Below are 26,370 nucleotides of genomic sequence, written 5' to 3'. Positions count from 1 at the left end.
TTATGTACGAAGCAGCTATTCTGACGAACCTCGCCAAACACATCGTCCTGGACGCCACAGAAACGAACTTTTTCTGTTCACTGCTACAGGAGAAAACGCTGCGGCGGAAAGAACTCCTGCTCCGGGAAGGAGAAGTATCCCGTCATCAGACCTATGTGGTGAGTGGCTGCCTGCGGACTTACAGCATTGATGAATCAGGGCGGGAACATATTGTGATGTTTGGCCCGGAAGACTGGTGGGCCGGTGACCTCTATAGTTTCCTTGCAGAAAAACCAGCTACCTATAATATAGATGCATTAGAACCTACCACGGTCGTACAAATCACTAAAACAGATATAGATACCCTGTTCATCCGCGTTCCTAAATTTGAACGCTTTTTCAGGATGCTGTTCCAGAATGCCTTTGTCATTCACCAAAACCGCGTAGCCGGCAACCTTTCCCGTAAGGCGGAAGACCGGTACAAGCAGTTTACCCAAACATATCCCGGACTGGAACAACGTATAGCCGGTAAGTATATAGCGTCTTATCTCGGGGTTACCCCCGAGTTTTACAGCGGAATGCGGAGAAGCTGTTAGCTTTTAGCAGTTAGCTTTTAGGCAAATGCAGCGGATAAAATACTATATGCTCTCCGCTGCATTTGCCTAAAAGCTAAAAGCTAACGGCTAAAAGCTTTTCTTAATCTACCTTATTTTTTACTCCTCTCCACGGTTGTTTCTTTGTGTAAACAAATAAAAAAAGATACATCATGCAAACAACTACCGCTACCAACGCCATTAACATCAACGAAACAATAGAAACAGGTCGCGCTTTATGGGATAGCTGGACCACCATGTGGAATGGTGACTTGCCGCTCGCCCACGATATTATCGCAGACGGATTTTATGCGCATCTTTCCAATACGCTCACCGCCGATCCGGCCACACTGCGTAATGCCGTAGAAGTGGAGAAGTGGGTGGTTCGGGTAAGAAGCAGGTATGCAAAGCTGGTATATGCTACTCATGCTGGTCCTTTTGTAGACGTAACTGCCCAAACGGTGACTTGTTACTGGAAGGCCCGCGGTGTATTTGCGGGATTGACCGGTAAGGCGGGCGATATAGTGGGGAAGGAATTTACCGTAGTGGGAACTGACATCCTCAGATTTGACGACGGCAAAATAACCGAATGCTGGACAATGAGTGTACCTCTGGAAATAGATCCGCTTTCATAGCGGGGGCTGACATATTCATCGCGATCGTTAACAAAAGCGGCATAGAATTGTAATTAGTGTGTAAGCATTTTACATACAGATGAATTCTACCAACGGAAAACAGGATAAGCCGGTTATTACCGCCAAAATTGATGGATTTTTTATCAACTTTTATAATATATCCGTCTTTATAGCTCGTTTCTTCAGAGAGGCTTTCCGGCCTCCCATAGAATGGGGTGAGTTTGTACGGCAGTGTTACCAGGTGGGATATAAGTCACTGGCCCTTGTTACGGTAACAGGGTTTATTACAGGTGTGGTGTTCACGGAACAGTCGCGCCCTACCTTATCAGAATTTGGCGTTACGGCATGGCTACCTTCCCTGGTGGCCATTGCTGTTGTACGGGCATTGGCTCCGCTGATTGCTGCCCTGATCTGTGCCGGTAAGGTAGGATCCAGTATCGGCGCCGAGCTGGGCTCCATGAAAGTTACCGAGCAGATTGATGCTATGGAGGTATCCGCCATCAACCCTTTCCGTTACCTGATCGTTACCCGGGTAACGGCAATGACCATATGTTTACCACTGCTTATGTTCTACAACGCCCTGATTGGCTGTCTGGGATCTTATTTTGATGTACATGCCCATGAACAAACCAGCCTGGTATCCTTTTTTGATAATGCCTTCGCCCAAATCACCTTCCTGGATTATGCCACCGCGTTAACCAAAGCAATCCTTTATGGTTTTACTATCGGTATTGTGAGTTGTTACCAGGGATGGAATGCTTCCCAGGGAACAATGGGGGTAGGTAAGGCCGCCAACGTTTCCGTGATTGTTTCCATGTTCCTGATATTTATTGAAGAAGTCATTATTGTTCACGTGTTTAATTCTATCCGATAGTATATGAAAGAAAACGGGCATCATATCGACATGAATGAAACAGTGATCAAAATACGTGATCTGTATAAGTCGTTTGGAGAAAAGCATGTATTGCAGGGCATAGACCTGGACCTGCATAAGGGTGAAAACGTGGTGGTACTGGGCCGTTCCGGTACGGGGAAGTCTGTGCTGATAAAAATTATTATCGGGTTATTAAGACCGGATGCCGGTACGGTCAATGTGTTGGGGGAAGAAGTAGATCAACTGAAAGATGTGGATTTGCGCGCCCTGCGACTAAAAGTGGGGTTCTCTTTTCAAAGCAGCGCCCTTTATGATAGTATGACAGTAGGTGAGAACCTGGCATTTCCCCTGAAACGGAATAACCGGAACCTCACCAAAGATCAGATCCGGAAGACCATCGACATTGTACTCGATGCCATCGGATTACCGGATACGATTAACCAGTTGCCTTCAGAATTATCCGGTGGGCAAAAAAAACGTATTGGTATTGGCCGGACGCTCATCCTGCGACCCGAAATCATGTTGTATGACGAACCCACTGCAGGATTGGATCCTATTACCAGTATGGAACTGAATAAGCTGATTATTGCGGTGAAGGAAAGGTTCAATACCAGCTCCATTATCATCACCCATGATCTTACCTGTGCAAAAGAAGTAGGCGATCGGGTGGCCGTAATGGATGAAGGGAAGTTTATACGGCAGGGAACTTTTGACGAAGTATTCAACGAAAAGGAAGGATTGATAAAAAGTTTTTACGACTATAATTTTATACAATAAGCTATGGAAGCAGGAAAAAAACGCGCAGTCATTGTAGGCATCTTTGTATTCCTGGGGTTGGCAATTTTTGTGACGGCGGTCATGATGCTTGGCAAACAACAAAAATTATTTAATAAATCTGTCCAGGTAAAAGCGATATTTAAAGATGTGAATGGTTTGGCTGTGGGCCGGAACATCCTGTATTCCGGGGTGAAAATAGGTACGGTGAAAAAAATCAGCTTTGTGAGAACAAACGCAATCCTCGTAGTGATGAATATTGATCAGAGCTCACAGGAGTTTATCCATAAAGATGTGGAGGCGCGTATCAGTTCCGAAGGTTTAATGGGTAATAAGATCGTGATGTTGTCCGGTGGCACCCCGAATGTACCGGTGGTTGAAGATGGTGACCAGCTCCATGTTGGCAGTGGATTAAGTACAGAAGAAATCATGAACACCCTGCAGGTAAATAATAAAAGCCTGGTAGAAATTACAGATAACCTCAAAGTCATCACCAAAGGAATGGTAGACGGAAAAGGTACGCTGGGTAAATTACTCACAGATGATTCCGTTTACAAGAATCTGAATTCCACCATGGCGGGTTTGAACGATGCCGTGATCAATACCCGGCGGCTGACCAGCGCCTTGTCGTTATACGCTTCCAAACTGCAAACGAAAGGTGTATTATCAAATGACCTGGTCACGGATACGATGGTGTTTTCAAATTTGCGTGCAGCAGTGGCGCAAATGAATAATGTAGCTGATAATGCCAATAAAACGGTATTGGATCTGCAGGCTACCAGCGCCGGCATCAAAGCCGACATGGCCAACCACAATGCGCCTATAGGCATGTTGCTACAGGACACATTGCTGGCGGATGCTTTCAAAGCCACCATTTATAACCTGGAAAGCAGCACAGAAAAGCTGGATACCAATATGATGGCCGTGAGAAATAATTTCCTGTTCCGTGGCTATTTCAGAAAACAGGCGAAGCGTGAAAGAAAAGCACAGCAGGAAAAAGAAAAGGCAGAAAAGCAGGCACAAAAATGACGGGCTATTGTTTGGCCCGCCAGTGTTGCATTTCTTCTTCTATAAAATGTTTGACGAGGTCGCTGTACATTTTTTCAATGGCGTCTGCATTTAAACCTGCAGCCGTTGCCCATTCTCTTCTTTGTTGTAACATGGCTTTAAACCGCTCTGGCGCCTGTACGGCGGTGGCACTCGTTTTGAATGCCGCCGCTGCTTTTACATAAGCAAAGCGTTTGCCCAGCAACTGCACCACCTCATGGTCAATAGCATCAATCTCGGTGCGTATGTCCTGCATATTTTCGCAGGCTTCGGGTAGCTTCATATCAATGTCCTTTTTCGGAGAGCGCTTTAATTGGGGTGAGGTCTACTTTACGGAATTCCACTTCAGCGCCTTCTGCCTGCAGTGCAATCTGGCCTTTACGGGCAGTGGCCTGCGTACCGTAGTTAACGAGGTCGCCGTTTACCCATACTTTAATGGCGTTGCCCACACATTCAATGATCATGGTATTCCATTCTCCCAGTGGTTTTTCTGAACCATCAGTGAGGTTGAGGATACGGCGTTTTTTACCATCTACTGCGCCCCATTCACTTTTGGGACCGCGGCGTTTTTCCATGTCAGGAACGGTGATGTCTTCACCAATGCACCAGAAATCACCGGCATCCTGGTTTTGCAGCTGCACTTCTATTGATTTCGGGAACATGCCATACAATACGCGGGGCGTAGAGGCAAATACCAGTACACCGCAGTTGCCCGGTTTAGCGGGGAAACGGTATTGTACTTCCAGGCGATAGTTTTCATAGCTGGCATCGGTAATGAGATGCCCCTGTGGGTTAGCCAGACTAACGACTACACCATTGCGCACCAGGAAAGGACTGCTCACGGCTTTGTCTTTGTCCATGGCAGGTACATCTATATGCCAGCCGCTAAGGTCCTTGAAATTGAATAAACTGCGCGTTTGCGCGTTTACGTTGGCAGCACCGCAAAGCATAGTGGCAGCAATGCAGGAGGAGAAAATGAATTTTTTCATAAAGGAACTTATCGGGATTTAGGACTAAATATAATAAGTTTCCTGTCCTTATTCAATATCCTTTTTAGGGAACTATGCCATCTTTAAAGCCCATAGACGCATGTGAACCGTCGCAGAAGGGTTTGTTGGCGGAGGCGCCGCAACGGCATAAAGTGACACGATTACGCACTTCATATGGTACCCCGTCTGCGTCTATGACTTCGATACCGCCTTGCAGCCACAGGGGGCCGCTGATATCTTTGGCCGGATCTTCAATGATACCGATGGCGGGCTCCAGTTTGGGTTCTATGGGTGTTTGTGTTTCCTTGTCCCAGGCTACCAGGCGGCCGGATGGACATTCGCCTACCTGCTTGATAAACTGTGCTTTCACAGTGGGATCATCTGAATCATTGACCATACTCCATACCTGCCCGTTTGGATCGCAGAAACGTGCAAACGCACAGAGGTGCTGTACATCTGTGAGCAGCAGCGTCGGCCCTTCCAGCAATTCGGCATCTTCTACATAGGCCGTATGTCCTGCTGTTTCGGTGCCTTCAAAACGGATTTTTAGATGAGTATCGTCACAAAAGGGTTTGTGTTTGGAATGTCCACACCTGCAAAGATAAAAGGGTTGTTCTGTTGGCGTGAAGGCCTTGCCGGGGATCCATTTCACGGATTCCTTATTTACATTGGTACCAATGGTTTCCAATCGCAATGGTACGGTGCCGGAAACTTCGTAAGGACCGTCAGGGGTTACTTTTACCTGTATGCCTGGTGCTGCTTTCATGATGACTGGGTTTAACCAGGATAAACAACCGGGAGCCGGAAAAGTTGAACCAGCGGTTAGCTTTTAGCAGTTAGCTTTTAGCAAATGCAGCGGAGATCGGTATATGATCTTCAACATGACATTTGCTAAAAGCTGAAACAGCGGTTAGCTTTTAGCAGTTAGCTTTTAGCAAATGCAGCGGAGATCGGTATATGATCTTCAACATGACATTTGCTAAAAACTGAACCAGCTTTTAGCTTTTAGCTTTTAGCAAATGCAGCGGAGATCGGTATATGATCTTCAACATAACATTTGCTAAAAGCTGAAACAGCGGTTAGCTTTTAGCCTTTAGCATTTTAGCAAATGCAGCGAAGATCAGCATATGATCCTCAACATAACATTTGCTAAAAGCTAAAAGCTAAAAGCTAACCGCTGTTTCAGCTTTTAGCAAATGCAGCGAAGATCAGCATATGATCTTCAACATAACATTTGCTAAAAGCTAAAAGCTAACCGCTAAAAGCTGTTATTGCAATACGAGTTCAACCACCGGTATCTCCATTGCCGGCTTTTTTTCCGGGAGAGATAATACCACACTATTATCTCCGTCAGCGGTGAACTTCACTTCGGAGTTATCGTGGAGGAACTGGGCATATTTTACTTTGCCTTTGTAGCCAGGGAGTACAATGCGGGCATTGTAATCCAGGAGGTGTACATACAATCTTTTCGTAGTTGGATTGTAGGTCAGCATCGTATTTTGAGGGACTTGAAAGGTTTCGGGTGCATAGGTGCAACCATAAATGGATTCACTGTTGCCTTTCATCCAGTCGCCGATATTGCCGAGGGCACTTTGTGCGCGGTAGTCGAATACACCACGGGCAGTAGGGCCAACATTGAGGATCAGGTTACCCCCTTTACTTACGGAACCAATCAGCAGTTGAAGTAATTCGTGGGTACTTTTCCAGGTGTTTTCATCGCGGTAATATCCCCAGGAGCCGGAGAAGGTTTGACAAGTTTCCCATGTTTTGCCACGGAACTTTGCCAGCTCTTCTACTTTTACCTGTTCAGGTGTCAGGAAGTCGGCACCATCTTCGTATTCATCGAGGTTCAGGCGGTTATCTACGATAATGGAAGGCTGTAATTTGCGGATCATTTTCAGCAGTCCTACTGCATCCCAGTCATTTTTGTCTTTACCGTTTTTGCCGGGATAGGAGAAGTCCAGCCACAGGATATCTATTTTACCATAGCGGGTTAATAGTTCTGTAATCTGGTTGCGCATATACTGGCGGTATTTGTTCATGTCTTTGCCCTGGTTCAGCCGGGCGAAAGTACTGTCGGCGCCATTTGAAGGGCGTTGCGGATGTACCACGTCAATGGTGAAGTCAGGATGGTGCCAGTCGATCAACGAATAGTAGAAACCTACCTTAATACCTTCTGCGCGGAATGCATCTACAAATTCCTTTACGAGGTCGCGTTTAGCGGGCGTGTTGGTGGCTTTGTAGTCGGTATACCTGGAATCAAACAGACAAAAGCCTTCATGATGTTTGGTGGTGAGTACGGCGTACTTCATACCAGCGGCCTTTGCCTGCTTGGCCCAGGATTTCGGATCAAACTGATTGGGATTAAATAAGTCAAAGTAGTTTTGATATTGTGCGTTGGTCAGCTGCTCGTTATGCTTTACCCATTCATGCCGGGCGGGCATGGCATATAAGCCCCAGTGGATGAACATTCCAAAGCGGTCGTGTGTCCACCAGGCCATGCGTTGTTCTTTCTGTGCGGCTGTTTCCGTACCTATTCTTTTTAACTCCTGTGCCTGCGCGGAGATGAGCGGGCTGAATAGCAGTGCTGCTATCAGCAGTTGTTTCTTTAGCATGTGTCGTTATTTATCTTTAATCAGTAATACTTTATTTACACGGATGGTTTGTTCTGCGGGTGAGCTATAGGTGCCGGTGAATCCTACGGTAACGGTAGTGGTAGCGGCCAAACTAAATCCGGCAGATGCATATTTGTTGTTGTTATCGACAATTTTTGCGAAGCCGAGTGCAGTATTCATCTGGTTAACATCGGGCAGTTGATTGCCGGCAGCCACCACCAGGTAAGTGCTTTCGAGGGTGTTGTCGATGTTGGAGATATCTGCCTCAAATTTGTAATTTCCTGGCGGCAGTGTAAAGGTCTGGTATATTTTACCATTGGTGATGGTGCCGTTATCCCAGATCCAGAGTGTCAGTCGGCCTTGTCCGCCTATTTCATCATAGGTACCATTCCTGCCGGCTTCGCTGTTATATTTCCAGTCTTTCAGCTGCCCGAAACGCCCACCAGGCATTTGTACCGCATCCCGGATGAAAGGAGCACCAGGATTTAGTATATACGTTAACGTGACATCTTCTTTTATACCGGAGGTAGCGAACGAGGTATAAAAAGTATCTACTGCCAGCGGATCCGGAATATACAGGGTGCGGTAGCGGAAGTTACTGCCGGAAAGATAATTCGGCAGCGTAGTTACCTGCATCTCGGGTTCTGCATGAATGATGGTGTCGTGCAGTACATGATCGCTGGTGGAGTATTGCAGCTGCATACCGATGATGCCGCCGGTGGTATCAATGTTTGCCCAGGGTATTACCGCATTGCCATTTTTCATTTCTGTATTACCTAATGCCCTGCTGAGTAATGCATCTTCATATAAACTACCATATACAAAACCATTTGCTTCTGTTCTTACGGAGGTGTTACCGTCTTTGTCATAATTAAATACTTCAAAGCTGTACGCTCTTTCTTCCAGTTTGTCAATAATGAAGCGGATGGTATCAACGCCGGAGGTACGTTTAATAGCTATAACAGCAGAGTCTCTCCGGTTATTCCAGTAGATTTTTGATTTGCTGACTTTGGGATCTGCGATGAGCAGCCAGGAGAGCTGTACCCGGTTACGTCCCGGATGTACTTGCAGGGAATCGGCTTTGCCGGTGTAAAGTATTTCTCCCTTTTCGATAAATCTTTTATAGTCATCCTGTTTGCGGCAAGCCGAAAATAGCAGCAGGCAGCCTATGATATAGCTAAGTGTGCGCATAAATTTTTTTTTAGGTAGATGATCATCATTTGTCGTTACCCCAGAATTTCATTTGCTGGATGTTAGCGGCATAACCGCCATCGGTCCAGGTACGCAGAATTTTAAGGCGTATGTACCTCACTTTGGGCGCATTCAGTGGCACGGTCATTTGTTCGCCGGCAATGGAGGCATCTATATCATCCTGTGTTTTTTGTCCTACTGGTAAACCGGAAGGTTTTATCACGGTATGCTCTACTAACCTGGTCCAGCTATCCCAGCTGCCATCGGAGGCGGGGTTCACTGATCCCCAGATTTCAAATTTGCGGACGTTGTTCTGCAGGTAGATCCATTCGTTAGGGCGCTGCCACAAGGCAATGCGGCTTAACTGTGCAGTAACGCCGAGGTCGAATGTAATAGACATCGGGAATCCATCCAGCTTATCGGCAGAGTGCCACATGGTGCCATTCCATAAACCGGAGATAGGGTAGCCCCAGCCGAAGTCGGTATCTCCTGGTAATTTTACTTCCCGGAAAGTACTTTTGTCGAGTAATTTTTCAAAGATGGGAACGAGGTCCTGCAGGATGGTATCTGATTGATTACCCCAATGGTCTCTCACATAAAAGCCAAACTTCCTTTTGGTGGCAGCATAACCTCTCACAGAATAATTGCCTTTTTCCAGTTTGGTATAATGTACGTCCGCCGGGCCAAATACGCCGGAGGAATCTGTGGTGAGTGTAACGATGGCCAGATCCGCTTTACTGTCGTTCGTAAAGGCAACGTTGATACCGCCGAAATCTTCTTTTATTATTAACGAGTTGCGTACGTTCATCATGGGGGGCGACAGTGGTTTTACTTTTGTGACCACCGGATCGGAAGCTATTTCATTGCGGCTTACCACGTACAGGGAGATGTCGTGGGCGAGTGAATCGCCGAAGCCATCTACAACGAGGAAGTTATTATAGTAAGATGATCTTATTTCGCGTTGCTTTCCTGATTGGATATTGTATACGGCTTTTACGTAAAGAATATCTTTATTATCGGGGAGGCTGTAACTAATTTTAGCAGCACCGGGCATATTGGTGATGTTCAGATTTTTCAGTACATCCGGTTTATCTCCCGTGGTATTTATCGGCGCATGTGTTTCTTTCTGACAGGCGGCTACCAGCAGGAGCATAGCGCCGGTGAGCAATGTTAAAAAATTATACGGTTTCATGTTGTCGGCTGTTTACGTAAGTGGAAAAAGTTACCATCCAAAGTTTTGCACCAGTTTGGGATTATTGAGTAAATCCCAGCTATCCAGCGGCCAGAAATAATTCCGTGTCTGGAATGTTTGACGGAACAATGTTCTGACGCGGTAATAGAAGGCTGGATCTGACTGATCTACGTCCCAGCCGGTAACTGGTTTATTCAGTTCTTCCATACTTTTTTTCCAGCGGCGCAGGTCCCAGAAGCGGGCACCTTCGAAGCTGAGTTCTATGAGTCTTTCCTGGTGGATGATCTGTCGGAATCCTTCTTTGGTCTGGAATTTTCCTGGTTGTTTGGAGTAGTTGGTCCAGGCAGTTTGTACGGTGGGCAATCCTGCACGGGCTCTTACTTTATCGATGTATTTGAACGCTTCCGCTTCAGGACCGCTTTGTTCATTCAACGCTTCTGCATACAAGAGGTAGAGGTCTGCCAGGCGCATTTCGGGCCAGCTATACGTTTTCACATACAGACCTTGTCCTTCCAGTATTTCATTTTTCCAGTTGATCATCTTTTTGCAGAAGTAACCGGTCACGTTATTATCGTAAATATTTTTCCTGGTTTGCCATTGGCCGGCCTTCGATTCTATATGGAAAGTTTTTTTCTGCATGCTCCAGATGGCGCCGTCAAATGCGAGGTCGGCATAGAAACGTGGTTCCCTGTTGAAGTGGGTGGCGGCAGTGGTGTAGCCTTCCTGTATGAGTTCTCCTTCTGCTTTGGTAGCGGTTCTTAACTTCAGCCGGTTAGCATAGTCCCAGGTATTATCTTCATTGATAGGTACGCCTTTATCTGTGTAGAACTGATCGGCTATTTTCATGGTAGGTGCTACGCTGCCTACTACGGATTCATTACCGATGCGGGCAGGATCCAGTCGTGGCATCATCTGCCGTTGCATGTCGTAGTTCATCGAATTGGAATTGTTCCAGATGATTTCCGGATTCCATTCTTCGCAAACGCTGTTGCGTAAAGACATTTGCCTGGTCATGGTATCAGAGAGAATGACGCCCAGCTGATCGAAGGTATATAGCAGCATCCCCATTTTTTCGCACTCGGTGATGGCCGCTTTGCAGGCGTCCACCGCTTTTGTCCATTTGTTGGGATCATATGCAGGGTTGAACAGGGGTGTGCCATCGTAATTTTTAAAGCCGGTATAGTCCGGGTTACCATTAAACAGTGGGCTGGCGGCTGTAACCAGTATACGTGCTTTGATGGAAAGTGCAATGGGTTTGGTAAGACGCCCCAGCTCAGTGGATCTGTCGGTGATGAGTTCCGGTAAACCAATGGCTGCGGTATCGAGCAAGCGCGAGATGTAGTTGAATACAGTGTCTACATGCAGGCGCGGTACCTGGGTTTCCTGGATCGGACTGGAGATAGGAAGATTATGATCTATAATCGGAACAGGACCGTACATACGCAGCAGCACCCAGTGATAGTAGGCTTTGAGGAATTTTACTTCCGCAGTCCAGCGATCTTTTTCCGGTTGGCGCATATCTACCACTTTATTAATATTGTCGAGGAAGATATTGCAATCGCGGAGACCTCTGAAGTAATAACTCCACTGCGACATATAGATGACGTTAGCACTCAGGAAGCCCTGTGCAATTTGCCATGGGGATTCATCGGTACTGTAAGGGCGCACCATCCAGAATTCATCGCCGGAAAGTAGTGCAGGATTAGCCCCAAAATCAGCAGATTTTGGGAGATAAGAATAGCAGGTGAAAAGATACTTTTCTGCTTCTGCGCGCATGGTAAACGCGTTGTCGATGGTAGCAATATTATCCGGCACCACATCCAGGAATTTTTTGCAGGCAGTAAACTGCAGCAGCAGTGTGCATAGTAGTATGCGCAGTGCTTTCTGGCGGAAGGAGCGGGTATATAATATAGTAGTGATATGTTTCATGTTGCACAATTAATCGGTGAATCAAAGTCCCAGGTTAATGCCCAGATTTATTACACGTTGCACCGGGTATCCGAGTCCGTTGCCACCCATTTCAGGATCCCAGGTTTTGAATTTGCTGATCACAAACAGGTTAGAGGCATTGGCATAGATGCGGGCGGTGGTCATGTGTATGCGATCCAGCAGGCGTTTGGGTACAGTGTATCCCATCTCTACTGATTTTAACCGCAGGAAGTTGCCGCTGCGCATCCACCACGTAGAAGTCTGGTTGTTGTTAGCCACAAAGTAGTCGCTCAGCCGCGGCCAGAAAGCATAGAGGTTCCTGTTGCTTTCACTCCAGTGATCGTCTGCAATAGACTGCAGCAGGCCGTGCTGGCCGCCGCCATTCAGTACAAATGGTGAGGTGCTGTAGGAGTCTATCCAGAAAGAAGACCTGGCAGAGCCCTGGAAGAAGAAACTAAGGTCCAGTTGTTTGTAGCCAAAAGAAAATCCGAATCCATAGGTGATTTCAGGTGTAGTGGGTAATCCTATGGGTACTGCATCAGCACTGTTAATCTGACCGTCACCATTTACATCGTGGTATTTGATATCTCCGCCCATCACTACCTGGCCCCAGTTCTGGTAAGCAGAGTTGGCCACTTCCTGGTCATCTACAAATAATCTTTCTGCGATATATCCATAGTTCTGTGAAAGTGATTGCCCTACGCGTGAACGGTAAGCTTCGGGATAAGTAGGCTCCTCATTGACCAGCAGTTTGCTGGTAGCATAGGTGAAGTTACCACGGAACTGTATGAAGGAATTGTTGTTAAAACTTTTCGTATAGTCCACCGCGAGATCCACTCCTTTACCGGAAGCTTCGCCCACATTGGCCTGTGTCCAGGCATTCAGCCCCATGGTGCTGGGGATGGTGCTGCGGGTCATGAGGATGTTTTTACGATGTTCCTGGTATACGTCCAGCTGTACATTCACCGCATTGAATAAGCCCAGCTCCAAACCGAGGTTTGTTTTATAGGATTGTTCCCAGGTGATTTCCCTGTTTTCATAGCGGTTAATAGAGATACCATTGCGATAGTATTCACCTCTTTCTCCGAAGTAACCACCTTTGCCGCCGTCATTCATATTTACATCCGAGAGGTAGAAGAAGCGGTCGTTTTCATTACCGATCTGGTCATTGCCTACGATGCCGTAAGTAGCTCTCAGCTTCAGTTTGTCGATGGTATGTTTGAGTGGCTGAAAAAAGCTTTCCTCCTGTATATTCCAGGCCACACCGGCAGAGGGGAAAAATCCGAAGCGGTGGTTGCTGGCAAATCTTTCAGAGCCATTGTAGCCGAAGTTAAATTCTGTGAGGTAGCGGTTGTCGTAGCCGTAGGTGAACCTACCGGAAATACCCTGGTTACGGTGTGGCAGTGATGATTGCAGTGAGCCGGCATTAGCGGTGAGGTAGTTACGGAATAACCCGATGAGCATACCGGAAACGCTATGTACTTTATTAAACTCCTGGTTATAGTTCACGGCGGCTTCCATGTAGGTAGTCGTTGTCATGGTTTTACTGCCGGGACTATAGTTCAGGTATTCTGTACCATTGGTGTTGAGTGAAGTCAGTTGAGGTATCTTATCATACTGATCATATTTCATGGTATAGAAATAGGGCGTGTACTGACGGGTTAAATCGAAATAAGAATAACGTTCTGTGTATCCCATCATCCTGGCGCTCAATCCTGGCAGGATAAACTTGAAATCCTGTTTTAACTCGGCCTGCACCAGCAGGGTAGAAGTGTTGTATTGTGAATAACCGGAAACTGAGTTGGCGTAAGGATTATTATAGAGGTTGCCACCATCGCCCGGCATGCTGTTGTATCCGGGTTTTACGGCGTTACCAAACAATGGATGTTTCAATTCCGGTGCGTAACTGGCAGGATATACCGCCGGGAACATCACCGGGTTGGCCCAGATTGTTTGTGAAAACAGGCTACCACCGCCGCCTACAGGTCCGTTGTATTCATCGAACTGTCCGTAAGTACGTACAATGGCGGTAGTAGTGGGGGTGAGGTTTATATTAACATTGGAGCGGAGCGAGTAATTTTTTAGTTTGATGTTGCTGTTAAAGTTGTTTCGTTTATCTACGTTCAATATGCCATTGTCTACGTTGTAAGTACCTGCTACATAAAACTGGGCTACTTTTCCGCCGCCTTTCAGGTTAAAGTTGGTGCGTTGGTTAATGGTGTAGTCTTTGATCAGTTGCTTTATCCAGTTATTATTGGGATATAGCAGTGGATCATCGCCGGCAGCAGTATGGTCTATTTTGGTTTGCGAATACTGTACATCCCGTAGCGGGTTCCTGGTGAGCACTGCTTCGTTGGCCAGGTTCATGTAGGTGATGTTATCTGCAAAATGGAAGTTGCGGGTATTGCTGGAAATCGAATTTTCGAAACGTACGTTAAAAGATGTTTTTGCTTCCACACCGGATTTAGTGGTCACGAGTACCACGCCGTTAGCGCCCCTGGCGCCATACAGGGAGGATGCGGTGGCATCTTTCAAAATAGAAAAGCCGGCAATATCATCGGGTTGTAAGCGGGCCAGGTCATTGGTGCTGGATTCCATTCCATCAATCAGTATCAGCGGATCTACTTTACCGGTACCAAAAGTGGTGATACCGCGAATGAAGAAGCTGGCATTATCTCTTCCCGGTTCGCCACTGCGTTGGTAAGAAATGACACCTGAGAGCCGGCCGGCCAACATAGTAGTAAGGTTGCTGGTAGGACCTTTCAGCTCTTTAGGGTTGATGCTGGTGACGGCACTTACCATACTGGCTTTTTTCTGAGTACCATAGGCTACCACCACTACTTCTCCCACATCAGATACTTTTTGTTGCATCACTATTTTAATGAGCTTATCACTTTTTACGGCCACCGTTTGCGGTACCATGCCGATCATGGTAAATAATAAGCTGTCGCCCAGGTTGGCTTCAATCGTAAAAATACCCAGGTCATCTGTCAGTGCATTGGAGCGACCGGATTTGTTGACTACCGTAACGCCTACCATCGGGTTACCGTTACTTTCTGTCACCTGCCCTTTTATTTTAATACGGGCCACTTCCGGGACAGAGGAGCGGATGACCGTTTTCTTTTTGATGATGATTGTTTTTTTAACAATGGAATAGGCGAGTGGCTGGTCTCTGAAGATATCGTCCAGCACACGTTCCAGCGGGGCGCCATCTTGTGAGCAGTTGACGGGTTTGGCATTGTCGATCATCTGCAGATCAAAGACAAATACGTACCCCGTTTGTAGCCGGATAGCCTTAAACACTTCCAGCAGAGAAGCGGCCTTTACGTGCAGGGTCACTGACTGCGCATATCCGTTGGCGTTAGCCTGCAGCACCAGGGATAGCAGCAATACGAAAGTTAGTTTCATAAAGCGAAATAGTTTTTGGTTTGATGGACCACGCCGTTTGAGGTGGCGGGCTTTTTGTAAAAGGTGCATCGTGTGCGTTTAATAAGATGAATAGATTCTGGTAAGTGAGGACATAGCTACGCCTTGACGTGCCTGTCGTCTGTCGTTATTCACTGCCGGATGTTAGAACAAATGTTAAGCTGTTGTCGAATTTGGTTGACTGATMATTGCTTTCATAACTATCGATTGTAGGTTTTTTTTAAGGACTTACGGTAATGGTTTTATCTGCTATATTAAAATGTATCGTACCTGTTAATTCTAATTGTTCGAGGATATCATTCAGACTATCTTGTCTGGAAAAAGTAGCGGCAAAAGACTTATTGGTTACTTCGCCTTCATAGATCACCTGCAGATCATACCAGCGTGCCAGCTCCCGCATAATTGTTTTGATATTACCATTGAATTCGAAGCGGCCTTCTTTCCAGGCGATGGCGGCATTTACATCTGCGTTGCTGATGCTGATACCATTATGTTCTCTGTTTACCAGTGCCTGTTGTCCGGGTAACAAACGTCTTACCGATGTCCCGTTGATAATATTCACGCCACCTTCCAGCAGAGAAGTACAGATATTTTTTTCTTCTTCGTAAGCCATGACATTGAAGTGCGTGCCCAACACGGCTATTTTCGTGGTACTGGTTTTTACAATAAAGGGCTGGTTAGCCTGCGGAGCTATCTCAAAATAAACCTCTCCCTGTATGGCTACTTCCCGGGTGCTATCTGTAAATGCGGTAGGGAAGCGGATAGAGGAGGCAGCATTCAACCATACTTTGGTGCCATCAGGCAATACTACCTGGTAGGTGCCGCCTTTGTTGGTATAGATGGTATTGACAGTAGGCGTGATAATAGGACTGTTACTGTTATAAGAAAGGAGATTTCCCCGTTGGTTTACAGATACGCCGGATTGTACTGCTACGGTAGTTGTATCCGTTTGTTCCAGGTCAATAACAGAGTTGTCGCCGAGTACGAGCCTGGCCTTTTCATTTTTAGGTTGGGCCGGGTGGCTGCTGGCCACAGGCATATTGGCAGGGCTGCTTTTTTTATACAGTTTATACCCGGTAACAGAAATCGCTGCCAGGATACATGCGGCAATGGCGGCCCGTTTCCAGAGCGGTATTACGCGGATGGGCGCTGGTGTAACGCCGCCGGATGTTGTTTGCATGATTTGCTGTAACATGTTGGAGGCGGTATCATCGGGCATGGTGCCAATCTCGTCCGCATCCAGCAGGAGTTCATCCAGCAGCTGCTTTAGTTCTTCGTCATGTTCTGTCTTTTCTACCAGGAGCATAAATTCCTGTTGTTCTTCCGGCGTGGACTGCCCGGAGTAGTATCGACTGAACAGGTATCTGAAACGGGATACTGTCATGAAAAGCGATTTGATAATGGTGTCTGAATAAGGAGACGATAAAAAGGAGCGGATGGGTTAGTGCCCCGTAAAAAAAAATTCGATTTAGCAGCAAAGGCATATCAGGAGGAGGAAAGTATTGAGGTCCATACGTGCCAGACAGAAGGCCCGGATAGAGCGCATGGCGTTGGCCAGATGCACTTTGATGGTTTCGGGAGATAATTGCAGGCGGTCTGCAATTTCATTTCTTTTCAGTCCCTCTTCTTTACTTAATTTATAGATGAGTCCCTGTTGAGGAGGTAACTGAGCGATAGCGTTTAAAAGAATCTGCTCATATTCTTTCTGAATAATGGCAGCCTCTCTTATATTATTGACCATGGTAGCAGAGAGTTCTGACTCCATGAGCTGTTCCCTGGCCAGTAATTTGAGTGCGGTGAAAATATGATTGCGTGTAACAGTAAAAAGATAAGCTTTAAAATGACTGATTTCATGCAGCTCCTGGCGTTTGAGCCACATCTTCAGAAAAACATCCTGTACGGTATCTTCTGCCTGTGAGGTAGAACCCAGTAAACGGAAAGCAATGGCGTATATACGGTGACGATAGTGATGGAATACAGCGGCAAAAGCATTGTCATTGCCTTTTGCAAGACTTAACAATAGTTCCCTTTCATTATAGGTATTGACTTCCATACGTGGTTACAGTAGAGKCAAATTACTGTTTTATAACATAGCTTGTTAACGGTAAATTCGCCGGGAATAATATTATTTTAGCTATTAGCGGTTAGCGGTTAGCTTTTAGGAAATGCAGCGAAGGAATAATGGGAATTATAGTGTTATGTTCCTTCGCTGCATTTCCTAAAAGCTAAAAGCTAACTGCTAAAAGCTAACTGCTAAAAGCTAACTGCTAAAAGCTAACTGCTAAAAGCTAACCGCTAAAAGCTAACTGCTAAAAGCTAACTGCTAAAAGCTCTTTTTTCACGACATTTTGAAAAGCCTTAATTTAGAGGTTTAATCCGGACCTAAAAGTGAACCTGGCATTATGGAAATAGTTAATGAAGCAACGTATCAGGCCGCCGCTAAGGTAGCCGGAACCATAGAAGCACATTTTCAGAAACACCTTTCTACAGCGAAAGAGGAAGGGGAAGATGACCTCGCCGTGGTACCTACCTCGCGGCAGGTAGAGAAAATTATTGACGTGGCCTTCTGGGCCAGCTTACGTAAAGAAGAAGGCAACGCAATCCGTATATCACTGGCATTTTTGTCACCCTCACAGGCAGGTAAGCCTTTATTGTTTGAGAAACCGCTGTTGCTCACGCCACAGCTGCTCACCAAGCTGGCACCGGGCGTAGAACGTCCGGGCATACATGTAGGCGTGTGGTTTGAAGGAGATGAACTGTATGTATGGGGAACGACCATTAAATTACCGAACCTCTGTTTTGTACTGGATGTTTCCGAGCCGGGATTGCTGGTGGTGAAACACCGTCGCGCTGCCGGGTTGGGCAAGTTTACCAATGTGGCCGTATTACGCGGCGACCAGATAAAGGTGGTGAATGAAGACAGTGGCCTGCTGCCCGATAGTCCGGCTATCCTTAAATCACTGCTGGGCCTCACGCCTTCCTGTTTATGGAATAATGGGGTGAATGTGCTGATACAGATTGCCGTATCCATGCGGGCACATAAGCGAGGCGGTATTTTACTGGTAACACCATCCAAAAGTGACGCCTGGCGCGAGTCTATCATACATCCCCTGCAATATCCCATCAATCCTGCCTTTTCAGGCGTAGCGGATCTGCTGCGTTATGACGGTAAAAGTGTAACAGAAATTTTCTGGCAGAATGCCCTTCGGAGAGAAGTAGAAAATATTACCGGTCTTACTGCTGTAGATGGGGCTACCATCGTCAACGATCAGCAGGAACTACTTGCCTTTGGCGCTAAAATAACCCGGGCTAAAGATGCCTGGCCGGTAGACAAAGTACTACTGGCAGAGCCGATTGAAGGTGGTACTCCGACATTGATCCATCCATCGGCGATTGGTGGTACCCGGCATTTGTCGGCCGCACAGTTTGTGCATGATCAGCACGATTCGCATGCACTGGTGGCTTCACAGGATGGCTATTTCACCGTATTTTCCTGGTCGGCGCGGCAACAGCTGGTACAGGCACACCGGATAGATATATTGTTGTTGTAATCGGTATCATCGCGGATCAGACAAGCATCCGCTGGAATATTCTTTACTTTGCCACCATTATATGGATCGATACTTTATTATTAATAAGCCACACAACATGGTTTCGCAGTTTGTGAGCTCGCATCCGGTGAGACTCCTGGGGGAACTGGATTTTGATTTCCCGGAAGGCACGCATGCGATCGGACGGCTGGACAATGATTCGGAAGGATTATTAATATTAACCACCAACAAAAAAGTAACGCGGCTGTTATTCCAGGGCAAGGCGCCACATGAGCGCACTTACCTGGTCAGGGTAAAGGGCATCATGAGCGAAGCCACTTTACAGCGGCTAAAAGAAGGTGTTGCTATTTGCATTGCTGAAGGGCAGGAATATATTACCACACCCTGTCGCGTAAACATCGTAGACCGTCCTCCCGGTTTATTTGATCATCCCCGGGAGTTACCCAATAATGCACCGCATACCTGGTTAACGATTACGTTGACAGAAGGAAAATTTCACCAGGTAAGAAAGATGGTAGGAGCGGTGCATCACCGGTGTCAGCGCCTGATCCGCGTATCTATTGAAGACTTATTGCTGGGCGACCTGCAGCCGGGAGAAGTAAAGGAGTTTGCGGAAGAAGAATTTTTTTCCCTGCTGAAAATTGATGACTATAAAGATTAGTGTATCCATATAAGAAATTGTTTTTTATAAAGATGTATCCTGCACAGTCGTCAATTTTGCTACAGGATTAGAGAAGATCGCATTAGGTTAACGGGTTGATTCTTATTACGTTTGCGCTTTGGAATCATGTTTTAACGAGATATTATTATGAGGAAACTTTTCTGGCTTGCAGGGGCTTTGTGTTTAGCGCTGCAGGTTACTTCCGCGCAGTCACCGCGCTACCCCATCATTCCCTATCCGCAACAACTGGTGGCTAAAACCGGCACATTTGTGATCACCCCGGCTACCAGCCTGGTATTGCCGGAGGATCCTGCGCCATTTTTAATTGAAACGGCCCAACTGGAACTGTTGTTGACCCAGGCATTGGGTAGGCCGTTGCCGACAGCGAAGAAGGCGGTGAAAGGAGCGATTGTATTGCGCCAGAACCCTGCGCTGGCAGGAGAGGAGGACTATACGCTGGATATCAGAGGAACGCAGTTGCTGATCACTGCAAAAACAGGCACCGGTTTTTTCCGTGCTATTCAAACATTGCGGCAGTTGATGCCGGCCAGCATAGAAGATGTCAATACTCCTGATCTGACAAAAATCATTCTCCCTGCGATGCAGTTGAAAGATCATCCGGCCTACGGCTGGCGTGGTATGCACCTGGATGTGTCGCGTCATTTCTTCTCAGTGGATTATCTCAAAAAATTCATTGACCTGCTGGCATTATATAAAATGAATAAGCTGCACCTGCACCTGACCGATGACCAGGGCTGGCGCATTGAAATAAAGAAGTACCCGTTGCTCACGTCTCAGGGCGCATGGCGGGAATTCAACAACCAGGATTCCGTGTGCATGCAGAAGTCGGTGAATAATCCTGATATGGCTATTGATACCTCGCATATCATCCATAAAGATGGTAAAACATTGTATGGTGGCTTCTATACACAGGAGCAGATGAAAGACGTGATCCGGTATGCCGCTGCACGTCATATTGAAATTGTTCCGGAAATAGATATGCCGGGACATATGATGGCGGCCATCAGGGCTTATCCATTCCTGGCCTGCAGCAGTGAGTTGGGCTGGGGTAAAACTTTCTCCACACCGATTTGTCCTTGTAACGAATCTACTTTTAAGTTTGCCGAAGATGTGTTTACAGAGATCGCCGCATTATTTCCTTCAAAATATATTCACCTCGGCGCCGATGAAGTAGAGAAAACCAGTTGGGCCTCAGCGCCTGGCTGTGCGGAAGTGATGAAAGCCAATAACCTGAAAACGGTGGAAGAGCTGCAAAGTTATTTTGTAAAAAGGATGGAGAAATTTTTTCAGTCGAAAGGTAAAACGCTGATTGGCTGGGATGAAATCCTGGAAGGTGGTATTAGTCCTACTGCAGTGCTGATGTACTGGCGCTCATGGGTACCTGATGCGCCGATAAACGCAGCCAGACATGGCAACCAGGTGATCATGACACCCGGAAATCCGCTGTACTTCGATGGTATGCCTGATCGCAATTCTATTTATAACGTATATCATTTCCAACCGATCCCTAAAGGATTAACGGCGGATGAAGCCACCCATATCATGGGAGCGCAGGCGAATATCTGGACAGAATACATTCCTTCAGAAAAGCGTGCGGACTATATGTTTATGCCACGTATGACTGCCCTGGCGGAAGTGTTATGGACAAACCGCAACGAATACGACAGCTACCTCCAACGGCTGAACGAACAATATAAGCGCCTGGACCTGTTGGGTGTGCACTATCGTTTACCTGACCTGGACGGGTTTACAGAAGATAATGTATTTGTAGACAATGGGACGCTGGATGTGAAGAAGCCACTAACGGATATGACTATCCGCTATACCACAGACGGCACTATTCCGGGTGACAATGCCACCATATTGCCGGCACATTATACCATCAGTGAGCCACAAACCATTAAGCTGGCGGCTTTCAGCCCAGCAGGCAACCGCGGTGATATTTATACGCTGCACTACCGCAAAGAAGCCTACCGCAAAGCTACCGTGGTTAAAGATGCGCGTCCGGGTTTGAAACTGGATTACTATGCAGGTATTTTTAAAAGCGCGGCTAAAATAAAAGAACAATCCGACAGCAGCATCCGCGTAAACAATGCCATTATTCCGGAAGGAATGGGCAAGGGTGGCGGTGCATTCGGCGCCCGCATACAGGGTTACATCAATGTACCTGTTACCGGTATTTACAGTTTTTACCTGACCGTTGATGACGGAGGGATATTATATATAGATGACCAGGAAGTAGTGAATAATGATGGCTGGCATGCTCCTTTTCAGAAGAGCGGGCAGGTAGCACTGGAGAAAGGCTGGCATCCGGTGAAGGTAGCATTTGTAGAAGGTGGCGGTGGTTATACCCTTAAACTGGAATACAGTGTGAATGGCAGTAAGCTGCAACCGGTGCCCGACAGTTGGTTTGGAGCAGGAAGATAATAAAGCAATACCTAACTATAGGAGCGGATGACGATAATTCATCCGCTCTTTTTTGTTTATATAAAGTGCATTTTTTTGTTATTTTTATGGCATTATGCGCATTATAAAAATACTATTGTTCCTGTTAACCATTGGTCAGGTGGCATTTGCAACGGATGCTGCGTTGGCAAAAATACTGGCCTCCCTTAGTGGAGAGCAAAAAACATTGTTGTACCAGTATGGTACATTAAACACCTGGGCAACTCCGGCACAGGCAGACAGCTTCTGGCGGCAGCATCAAACGGAGCTGACCAATATTTCACAAGAGGATGGAAAGTTGCTGGCTACGGAGCTACTGGCTAATACAGAGCTGGTGTATTCTATTAAGAAGCCTTCTCGCCTGCAGGCACTCAGGGGTGTGTTTACCGCTTCCCGCCTGTTACTGGGGCTGGCAGGGCTGGTAGGGGCCTTTGCGTTGCTGATGTTGCTGGGTAAGTATATGCCGGGAATATGGAAATGGCTGGTGCTGCGTTTTTCCGGGGTATTCCGCTTGCTGTTTTCGCCACGTATGCTCAGCTGGGAACTGCTGGCAGTGGGCATTGCCATTGTTTACTTTGGTCCGATGTTGTCGGACGTGATGCTCCGGACGGCAGTGATCCATCTTGGATTTGCGCTGATATGGACGCAACTAACGGCGATAGCTACACGTCAACATGGCGCCAAACAGTATGTGGATGTTATCCGGCGCAGCTACAGTAATGAGTATAGTCCGCTGAGGATATTTGTCAATATATCTGTTCCTGCCTTACTTGTTTCCGCGGCGATATTCCGCGTGATGTGGGTGTGTCCGGATACCTGGTACCGTTACGAGGTGATTGTGCCGGTGATGATCGGCATATTTGCGTTGCCACCGTTGCGTGGCATGGAAGGGATTGTAAGCCGGATGTTGTTTCCATTCCGGGAGTCTCATCTGAGAGCCCAGGACCGGCGTTTAGCTGCTTACATTGTGATATCAATAGTAGTGTGGATCATATTGTTGGTATTGCCGGTGCTTTTGTATGAGTCGCTGCTGATGCTGACCATTTTCGTGGCGGGGCTGTTGTTTGTGTTGTCGATTGCAGAAGTGACGCATTGCGGCCCCGGAAATTACTGGTGGCTACAGGCGATGACGCTGATCTTCCTGTTTGCCGCCGTGATGGTGGGTGCCCAACGGGGGCTGCTTTTCCTGACCTGGGCGGGTATGGGAGGTTTGGTGGTATATTTACTCATCAAGTATTGGGAAGTACCCGCGGTATTCGGCTGGAGCTGGAAGAACAAAAAGGGCTGGGGCGCACTGGGCATGGCTTTGCTGATATGGGGTATTGCCACATTGATTCGTTCGCATCCGGAATGGTTTGTGCTGTTTCGTGGGTAGTTTAATAAGATTTAATGTAAAATTTGATGTAAAAGTGTATTTTTGCGCTCCTTACCTGTATCGAATTTAATTAATTTAAGATACGCGTAGATCTGAATAACGTACTGACAAGGCTTCTCAGGGCCTCCAAGGCGTTCGTAGGGTCTACGCTTTTTTATTTCCCTGATATTTTTTTGCCCCGGCTGGTACTATTAGCGTTTATAACAGATATGTAACGAAGGCTATTCCTTTTTATGAGCGGTGATGATTCATAGCGGAAATGTAATAGATTCAATAATTGTATTTTCTACGCTTAATTGTTTTAAATCACGTTATGGTGAGAACACTTGCATTTTTAGCATTGCTTGGCCTGGGCAGCAGTGTGGCCGCACAACAGCAGGCGCCGGCCTATCCACTGATCACACATGATCCTTATTTTAGTATCTGGTCAACCACAGATGAGTTGAATGGTAGCTCCACCACCCATTGGACGGGCGCTTCCCAATCACTCACCGGCCTGGTAAAAGTAGACGGCGTTACCTATCGGGTACTCGGACAAAACGTGCAAAGCTATCAGGCGGTTGTGCCCACGAGCGATGAAAAGGCATACGAAGTAAAATACACTGAAACGGCGCCCGCAGGTGAGTGGATGCAGGCTGCCTATGACGACAAAGCCTGGAAGACAGGCAAAGCGCCGTTCGGCGATAACTCCGGCATGGGCGGCACTCCCTGGCACAGTCATGACCTCTGGACCAGGAGAACATTCGATGCAGGTGACTTATCATCTGCTGAGTTATTTTTAAAGATATCTCACGATGATAATATTAAAGTATACCTCAACGGAGAAGAGATTTACAATTACGAAGGCTGGCTGAATAAATATATTTATCTCCCTATTCCAGATGCTGCAAAAAGTAAATTAAAGCCCAAAGGCAATGTATTGGCTATTCATATCCTTAATACCGCCGGTGGCGCTTTCCTGGATGCCGGTATTTCGCGTTTAGCTGCTGCTCCCGGGGAGAAAGGCATAGAGAGAGGGGTACAGACTGCCGTGCACACCAACGCCACGCAAACAGGCTATAACTTCACCTGCGGCAAAGTAGACCTCACGCTTACGTTCACCTCTCCCTTGCTGATGGATGACCTGATGCTGCTGTCGAGGCCCGTATCTTATATTTCCTATAAGGTAGCCGCCAATGACAACGCGAGCCACCAGGTAACTGTATATTTCGGTGCTTCCTCCAACCTGAGTGTGAATGTGCCCTCACAGCCGGTTACCGCTACTAAATATACTTCCGGCAAACTATCTGTTTTAAAAGCAGGCACCAAAGAGCAGCCAATACTAAAGAAAAAAGGAGATGACCTGCGTATCGACTGGGGCTACATGTATGTGGCCGCACCAACCGCCGCACATCCCATACAATACATCAGCGCTGCTAGCGATGCCATGCAGGCGTTTGCCAACGGTACTACTCCCGGCACCAAGCAGGATAAGGAACTGATGTTAAGTACTGTTGTGAACCTGGGCACTGTGAACAGCACCGCTAAAGAACAACTGTTCCTGCTCGGCTATGATGACCTGTTTGCCCTGCAGTATTTCAATACCAACCTCAAAGCCTGGTGGAAAAATGATGCCACCCAAACCATCGATAAACAATTGAATGCTGCCTACACGGACTACGCCAGCATACTGGATAAGTGTACTAAATTCAACGAACAGCTACATAAAGACGCCGTGAGCACCGGTGGAGAATCTTATGCCAAACTCTGTGAACTGGCCTATAGACAAGCCATTTCCGCACATAAGCTGGTAAAGAGTCCACAGGGAGATATCCTTTTTCTTTCCAAAGAAAATTTCAGCAACGGATGCATCAATACCGTAGATGTCACTTATCCATCTGCTCCGTTATTTCTCCTTTACAATCCTGATTTGCTGAAAGGCATGATGAATGGCATCTTCTATTTTTCTGAAAGTGGTAAATACACCAAGCCTTATGCAGCGCATGATCTGGGCACCTATCCGCTGGCCAATGGTCAGGCGTATGGCGAAGGTATGCCAGTAGAAGAATCCGGCAACATGCTCGTATTAGCAGGCGCCATCGCCCACGCAGAAGGTAATGCCGACTACGCCAAAAAACATTGGGCTACCTTAACTACCTGGGCCGAATACCTGCTGAAAGAAGGCTTCGATCCCGCTAACCAGTTATGTACCGATGACTTTGCAGGACACCTGGCACGTAATACCAATCTCTCACTCAAAGCTATCGCCGGTATCCGTGCATATGCCATGCTGGCGCGCATGTGCGGTCAAACAGCTGTAGCAGATAAATATGAAAACAGCGCCAAAGAAATGGCCGCCAACTGGATTAAACTCGCAGATGATGGCGATCATTTCAGTCTCGCTTTCGAAAGCAAAAACACCTGGAGTCAGAAGTACAACATGGTATGGGATAAAGTGCTGAACTTTCACCTCTTTCCCTCTGACGTGTACAAGAAAGAAATAAATTTCTATCTCACGCAGCAACATAAATACGGTCTCCCACTGGATAGCCGCAAGACTTACACCAAGTCCGACTGGATTATGTGGACAGCGGTATTAACTGACAACGCCGCTGATTTCAATGCATTCATTGAGCCGTTATACATCTATGCTACGGGCACGACTACACGTGTTCCACTCAGCGACTGGCACGAAACCACTGATGGCAAAATGGTAGGCTTTCAGGCGCGTAGTGTAGTAGGAGGGTATTTTATGAAGATGTTGGATGCGAAGTTTAACCCGTGATATTTTAACTCTTCCCGCGTTGCCTGGAAGGGCTTTTTTATAGCGTTTTATATATATCAGAAATGTAGCTGAGATAAATAATTAAAAATGAAGTGAATAAAATTTGGAAGTAATTTAGAAATTCCTATCTTTGCACTCCGTTAAACAAACGGGTGTGAATGATTCCCTAGCTCAGTTGGTAGAGCAATACACTTTTAATGTATGGGTCTTGGGTTCGAGTCCCAAGGGGATCACAACAAAGAATACAAACAGTATCAAAGCCGCATAAATCGCACGATTTACGCGGCTTTTCTGTTTTGGGACTACAAA

At 46.8% G+C, this 26,370-nt stretch carries 20 protein-coding genes and 1 tRNA gene; 11 read left to right on the top strand and 10 right to left on the bottom strand.

Going from position 1 to position 26,370, the window contains the following annotated elements; genetic code table 11:
* Positions 1–2 precede the first annotated feature (2 nt).
* The 5 genes from AC1DCV_RS34075 to AC1DCV_RS34055 all read left to right on the top strand — a co-directional run bounded on the left by AC1DCV_RS34075 (position 3) and on the right by AC1DCV_RS34055 (position 3,884).
* Complete coding sequence (locus AC1DCV_RS34075) at positions 3–575, top strand: Crp/Fnr family transcriptional regulator (protein WP_477027370.1); 573 nt, start codon at positions 3–5, stop codon at positions 573–575.
* Between the two features lie 170 nt (positions 576–745).
* Positions 746–1,207 carry a hypothetical protein gene (locus tag AC1DCV_RS34070; RefSeq protein WP_477027369.1) on the top strand — a complete coding sequence of 154 codons (462 nt, stop codon included), beginning with the start codon at positions 746–748 and terminating at the stop codon, positions 1,205–1,207.
* 79 nt (positions 1,208–1,286) lie between these two features.
* A complete protein-coding gene (locus AC1DCV_RS34065; RefSeq protein ID WP_477027368.1) occupies positions 1,287–2,081 on the top strand; it encodes an MlaE family ABC transporter permease in 795 nt (264 codons plus the stop codon).
* 3 nt (positions 2,082–2,084) lie between these two features.
* Positions 2,085–2,858, top strand: coding sequence for an ABC transporter ATP-binding protein (locus AC1DCV_RS34060; protein ID WP_477027367.1), 774 nt, complete (start codon positions 2,085–2,087; stop codon positions 2,856–2,858).
* A 3-nt stretch (positions 2,859–2,861) separates the two neighbouring features.
* Entirely contained in the window at positions 2,862–3,884 is a 1,023-nt protein-coding gene (locus AC1DCV_RS34055; protein WP_477027366.1) for an MlaD family protein, read from the top strand.
* A 4-nt stretch (positions 3,885–3,888) separates the two neighbouring features.
* Here the strand turns inward: AC1DCV_RS34055 and AC1DCV_RS34050 are convergent, their stop codons facing one another.
* From AC1DCV_RS34050 to AC1DCV_RS34005, 10 genes are all read right to left on the bottom strand, one after another.
* Complete coding sequence (locus AC1DCV_RS34050) at positions 3,889–4,185, bottom strand: isochorismate lyase (RefSeq protein ID WP_477027365.1); 297 nt, start codon at positions 4,183–4,185, stop codon at positions 3,889–3,891.
* Position 4,186: 1 nt separating this feature from the next.
* A complete protein-coding gene (locus tag AC1DCV_RS34045; protein WP_477027364.1) occupies positions 4,187–4,891 on the bottom strand; it encodes a 3-keto-disaccharide hydrolase in 705 nt (234 codons plus the stop codon).
* 64 nt (positions 4,892–4,955) lie between these two features.
* Positions 4,956–5,657 (bottom strand): CDGSH iron-sulfur domain-containing protein, encoded by a 702-nt coding sequence (locus AC1DCV_RS34040; RefSeq protein ID WP_477027363.1) that lies wholly within the window; start codon positions 5,655–5,657, stop codon positions 4,956–4,958.
* A gap of 502 nt (positions 5,658–6,159) precedes the next feature.
* Positions 6,160–7,506, bottom strand: a complete 1,347-nt coding sequence (locus tag AC1DCV_RS34035; protein WP_477027362.1) for an alpha-L-fucosidase — start codon at positions 7,504–7,506, stop codon at positions 6,160–6,162.
* 6 nt (positions 7,507–7,512) lie between these two features.
* Complete coding sequence (locus AC1DCV_RS34030; protein WP_477027361.1) at positions 7,513–8,697, bottom strand: DUF4998 domain-containing protein; 1,185 nt, start codon at positions 8,695–8,697, stop codon at positions 7,513–7,515.
* Between the two features lie 25 nt (positions 8,698–8,722).
* Complete coding sequence (locus AC1DCV_RS34025) at positions 8,723–9,889, bottom strand: DUF5000 domain-containing lipoprotein (RefSeq protein WP_477027360.1); 1,167 nt, start codon at positions 9,887–9,889, stop codon at positions 8,723–8,725.
* Positions 9,890–9,919: 30 nt separating this feature from the next.
* Positions 9,920–11,818: a RagB/SusD family nutrient uptake outer membrane protein gene (locus AC1DCV_RS34020; RefSeq protein WP_477027359.1), complete on the bottom strand. Its 1,899-nt coding sequence runs from the start codon at positions 11,816–11,818 to the stop codon at positions 9,920–9,922.
* A 21-nt stretch (positions 11,819–11,839) separates the two neighbouring features.
* On the bottom strand, positions 11,840–15,226 hold the full coding sequence (locus AC1DCV_RS34015; protein ID WP_477027358.1) for a SusC/RagA family TonB-linked outer membrane protein: 3,387 nt from the start codon (positions 15,224–15,226) through the stop codon (positions 11,840–11,842).
* 238 nt (positions 15,227–15,464) lie between these two features.
* The gene (locus AC1DCV_RS34010) at positions 15,465–16,628 is read right to left on the bottom strand and encodes a FecR family protein (protein ID WP_477027357.1); all 1,164 of its coding nucleotides are present in this window, start codon (positions 16,626–16,628) and stop codon (positions 15,465–15,467) included.
* An 84-nt stretch (positions 16,629–16,712) separates the two neighbouring features.
* Complete coding sequence (locus AC1DCV_RS34005) at positions 16,713–17,297, bottom strand: RNA polymerase sigma factor (protein WP_477027356.1); 585 nt, start codon at positions 17,295–17,297, stop codon at positions 16,713–16,715.
* Between the two features lie 349 nt (positions 17,298–17,646).
* On the opposite strand from AC1DCV_RS34005, the gene AC1DCV_RS34000 reads away from it, so the two are divergent.
* The 6 genes from AC1DCV_RS34000 to AC1DCV_RS33975 all read left to right on the top strand — a co-directional run bounded on the left by AC1DCV_RS34000 (position 17,647) and on the right by AC1DCV_RS33975 (position 26,294).
* Positions 17,647–18,795: a putative sensor domain DACNV-containing protein gene (locus AC1DCV_RS34000; protein WP_477027355.1), complete on the top strand. Its 1,149-nt coding sequence runs from the start codon at positions 17,647–17,649 to the stop codon at positions 18,793–18,795.
* A gap of 61 nt (positions 18,796–18,856) precedes the next feature.
* Positions 18,857–19,456 (top strand): pseudouridine synthase, encoded by a 600-nt coding sequence (locus AC1DCV_RS33995; protein WP_477027354.1) that lies wholly within the window; start codon positions 18,857–18,859, stop codon positions 19,454–19,456.
* Between the two features lie 147 nt (positions 19,457–19,603).
* Positions 19,604–21,904 carry a family 20 glycosylhydrolase gene (locus AC1DCV_RS33990; RefSeq protein ID WP_477027353.1) on the top strand — a complete coding sequence of 767 codons (2,301 nt, stop codon included), beginning with the start codon at positions 19,604–19,606 and terminating at the stop codon, positions 21,902–21,904.
* A 94-nt stretch (positions 21,905–21,998) separates the two neighbouring features.
* Positions 21,999–23,297 carry a hypothetical protein gene (locus AC1DCV_RS33985; RefSeq protein WP_477027352.1) on the top strand — a complete coding sequence of 433 codons (1,299 nt, stop codon included), beginning with the start codon at positions 21,999–22,001 and terminating at the stop codon, positions 23,295–23,297.
* 313 nt (positions 23,298–23,610) lie between these two features.
* Positions 23,611–26,061 (top strand): glutaminase family protein, encoded by a 2,451-nt coding sequence (locus AC1DCV_RS33980; RefSeq protein ID WP_477027351.1) that lies wholly within the window; start codon positions 23,611–23,613, stop codon positions 26,059–26,061.
* Positions 26,062–26,221: 160 nt separating this feature from the next.
* Positions 26,222–26,294 (top strand) — tRNA-Lys (locus AC1DCV_RS33975).
* Positions 26,295–26,370: the final 76 nt, after the last annotated feature.

This window comes from Chitinophaga sp. 10T418, assembly GCF_056394125.1.
This window is presented reverse-complemented; position numbering and strand designations above follow the sequence as displayed.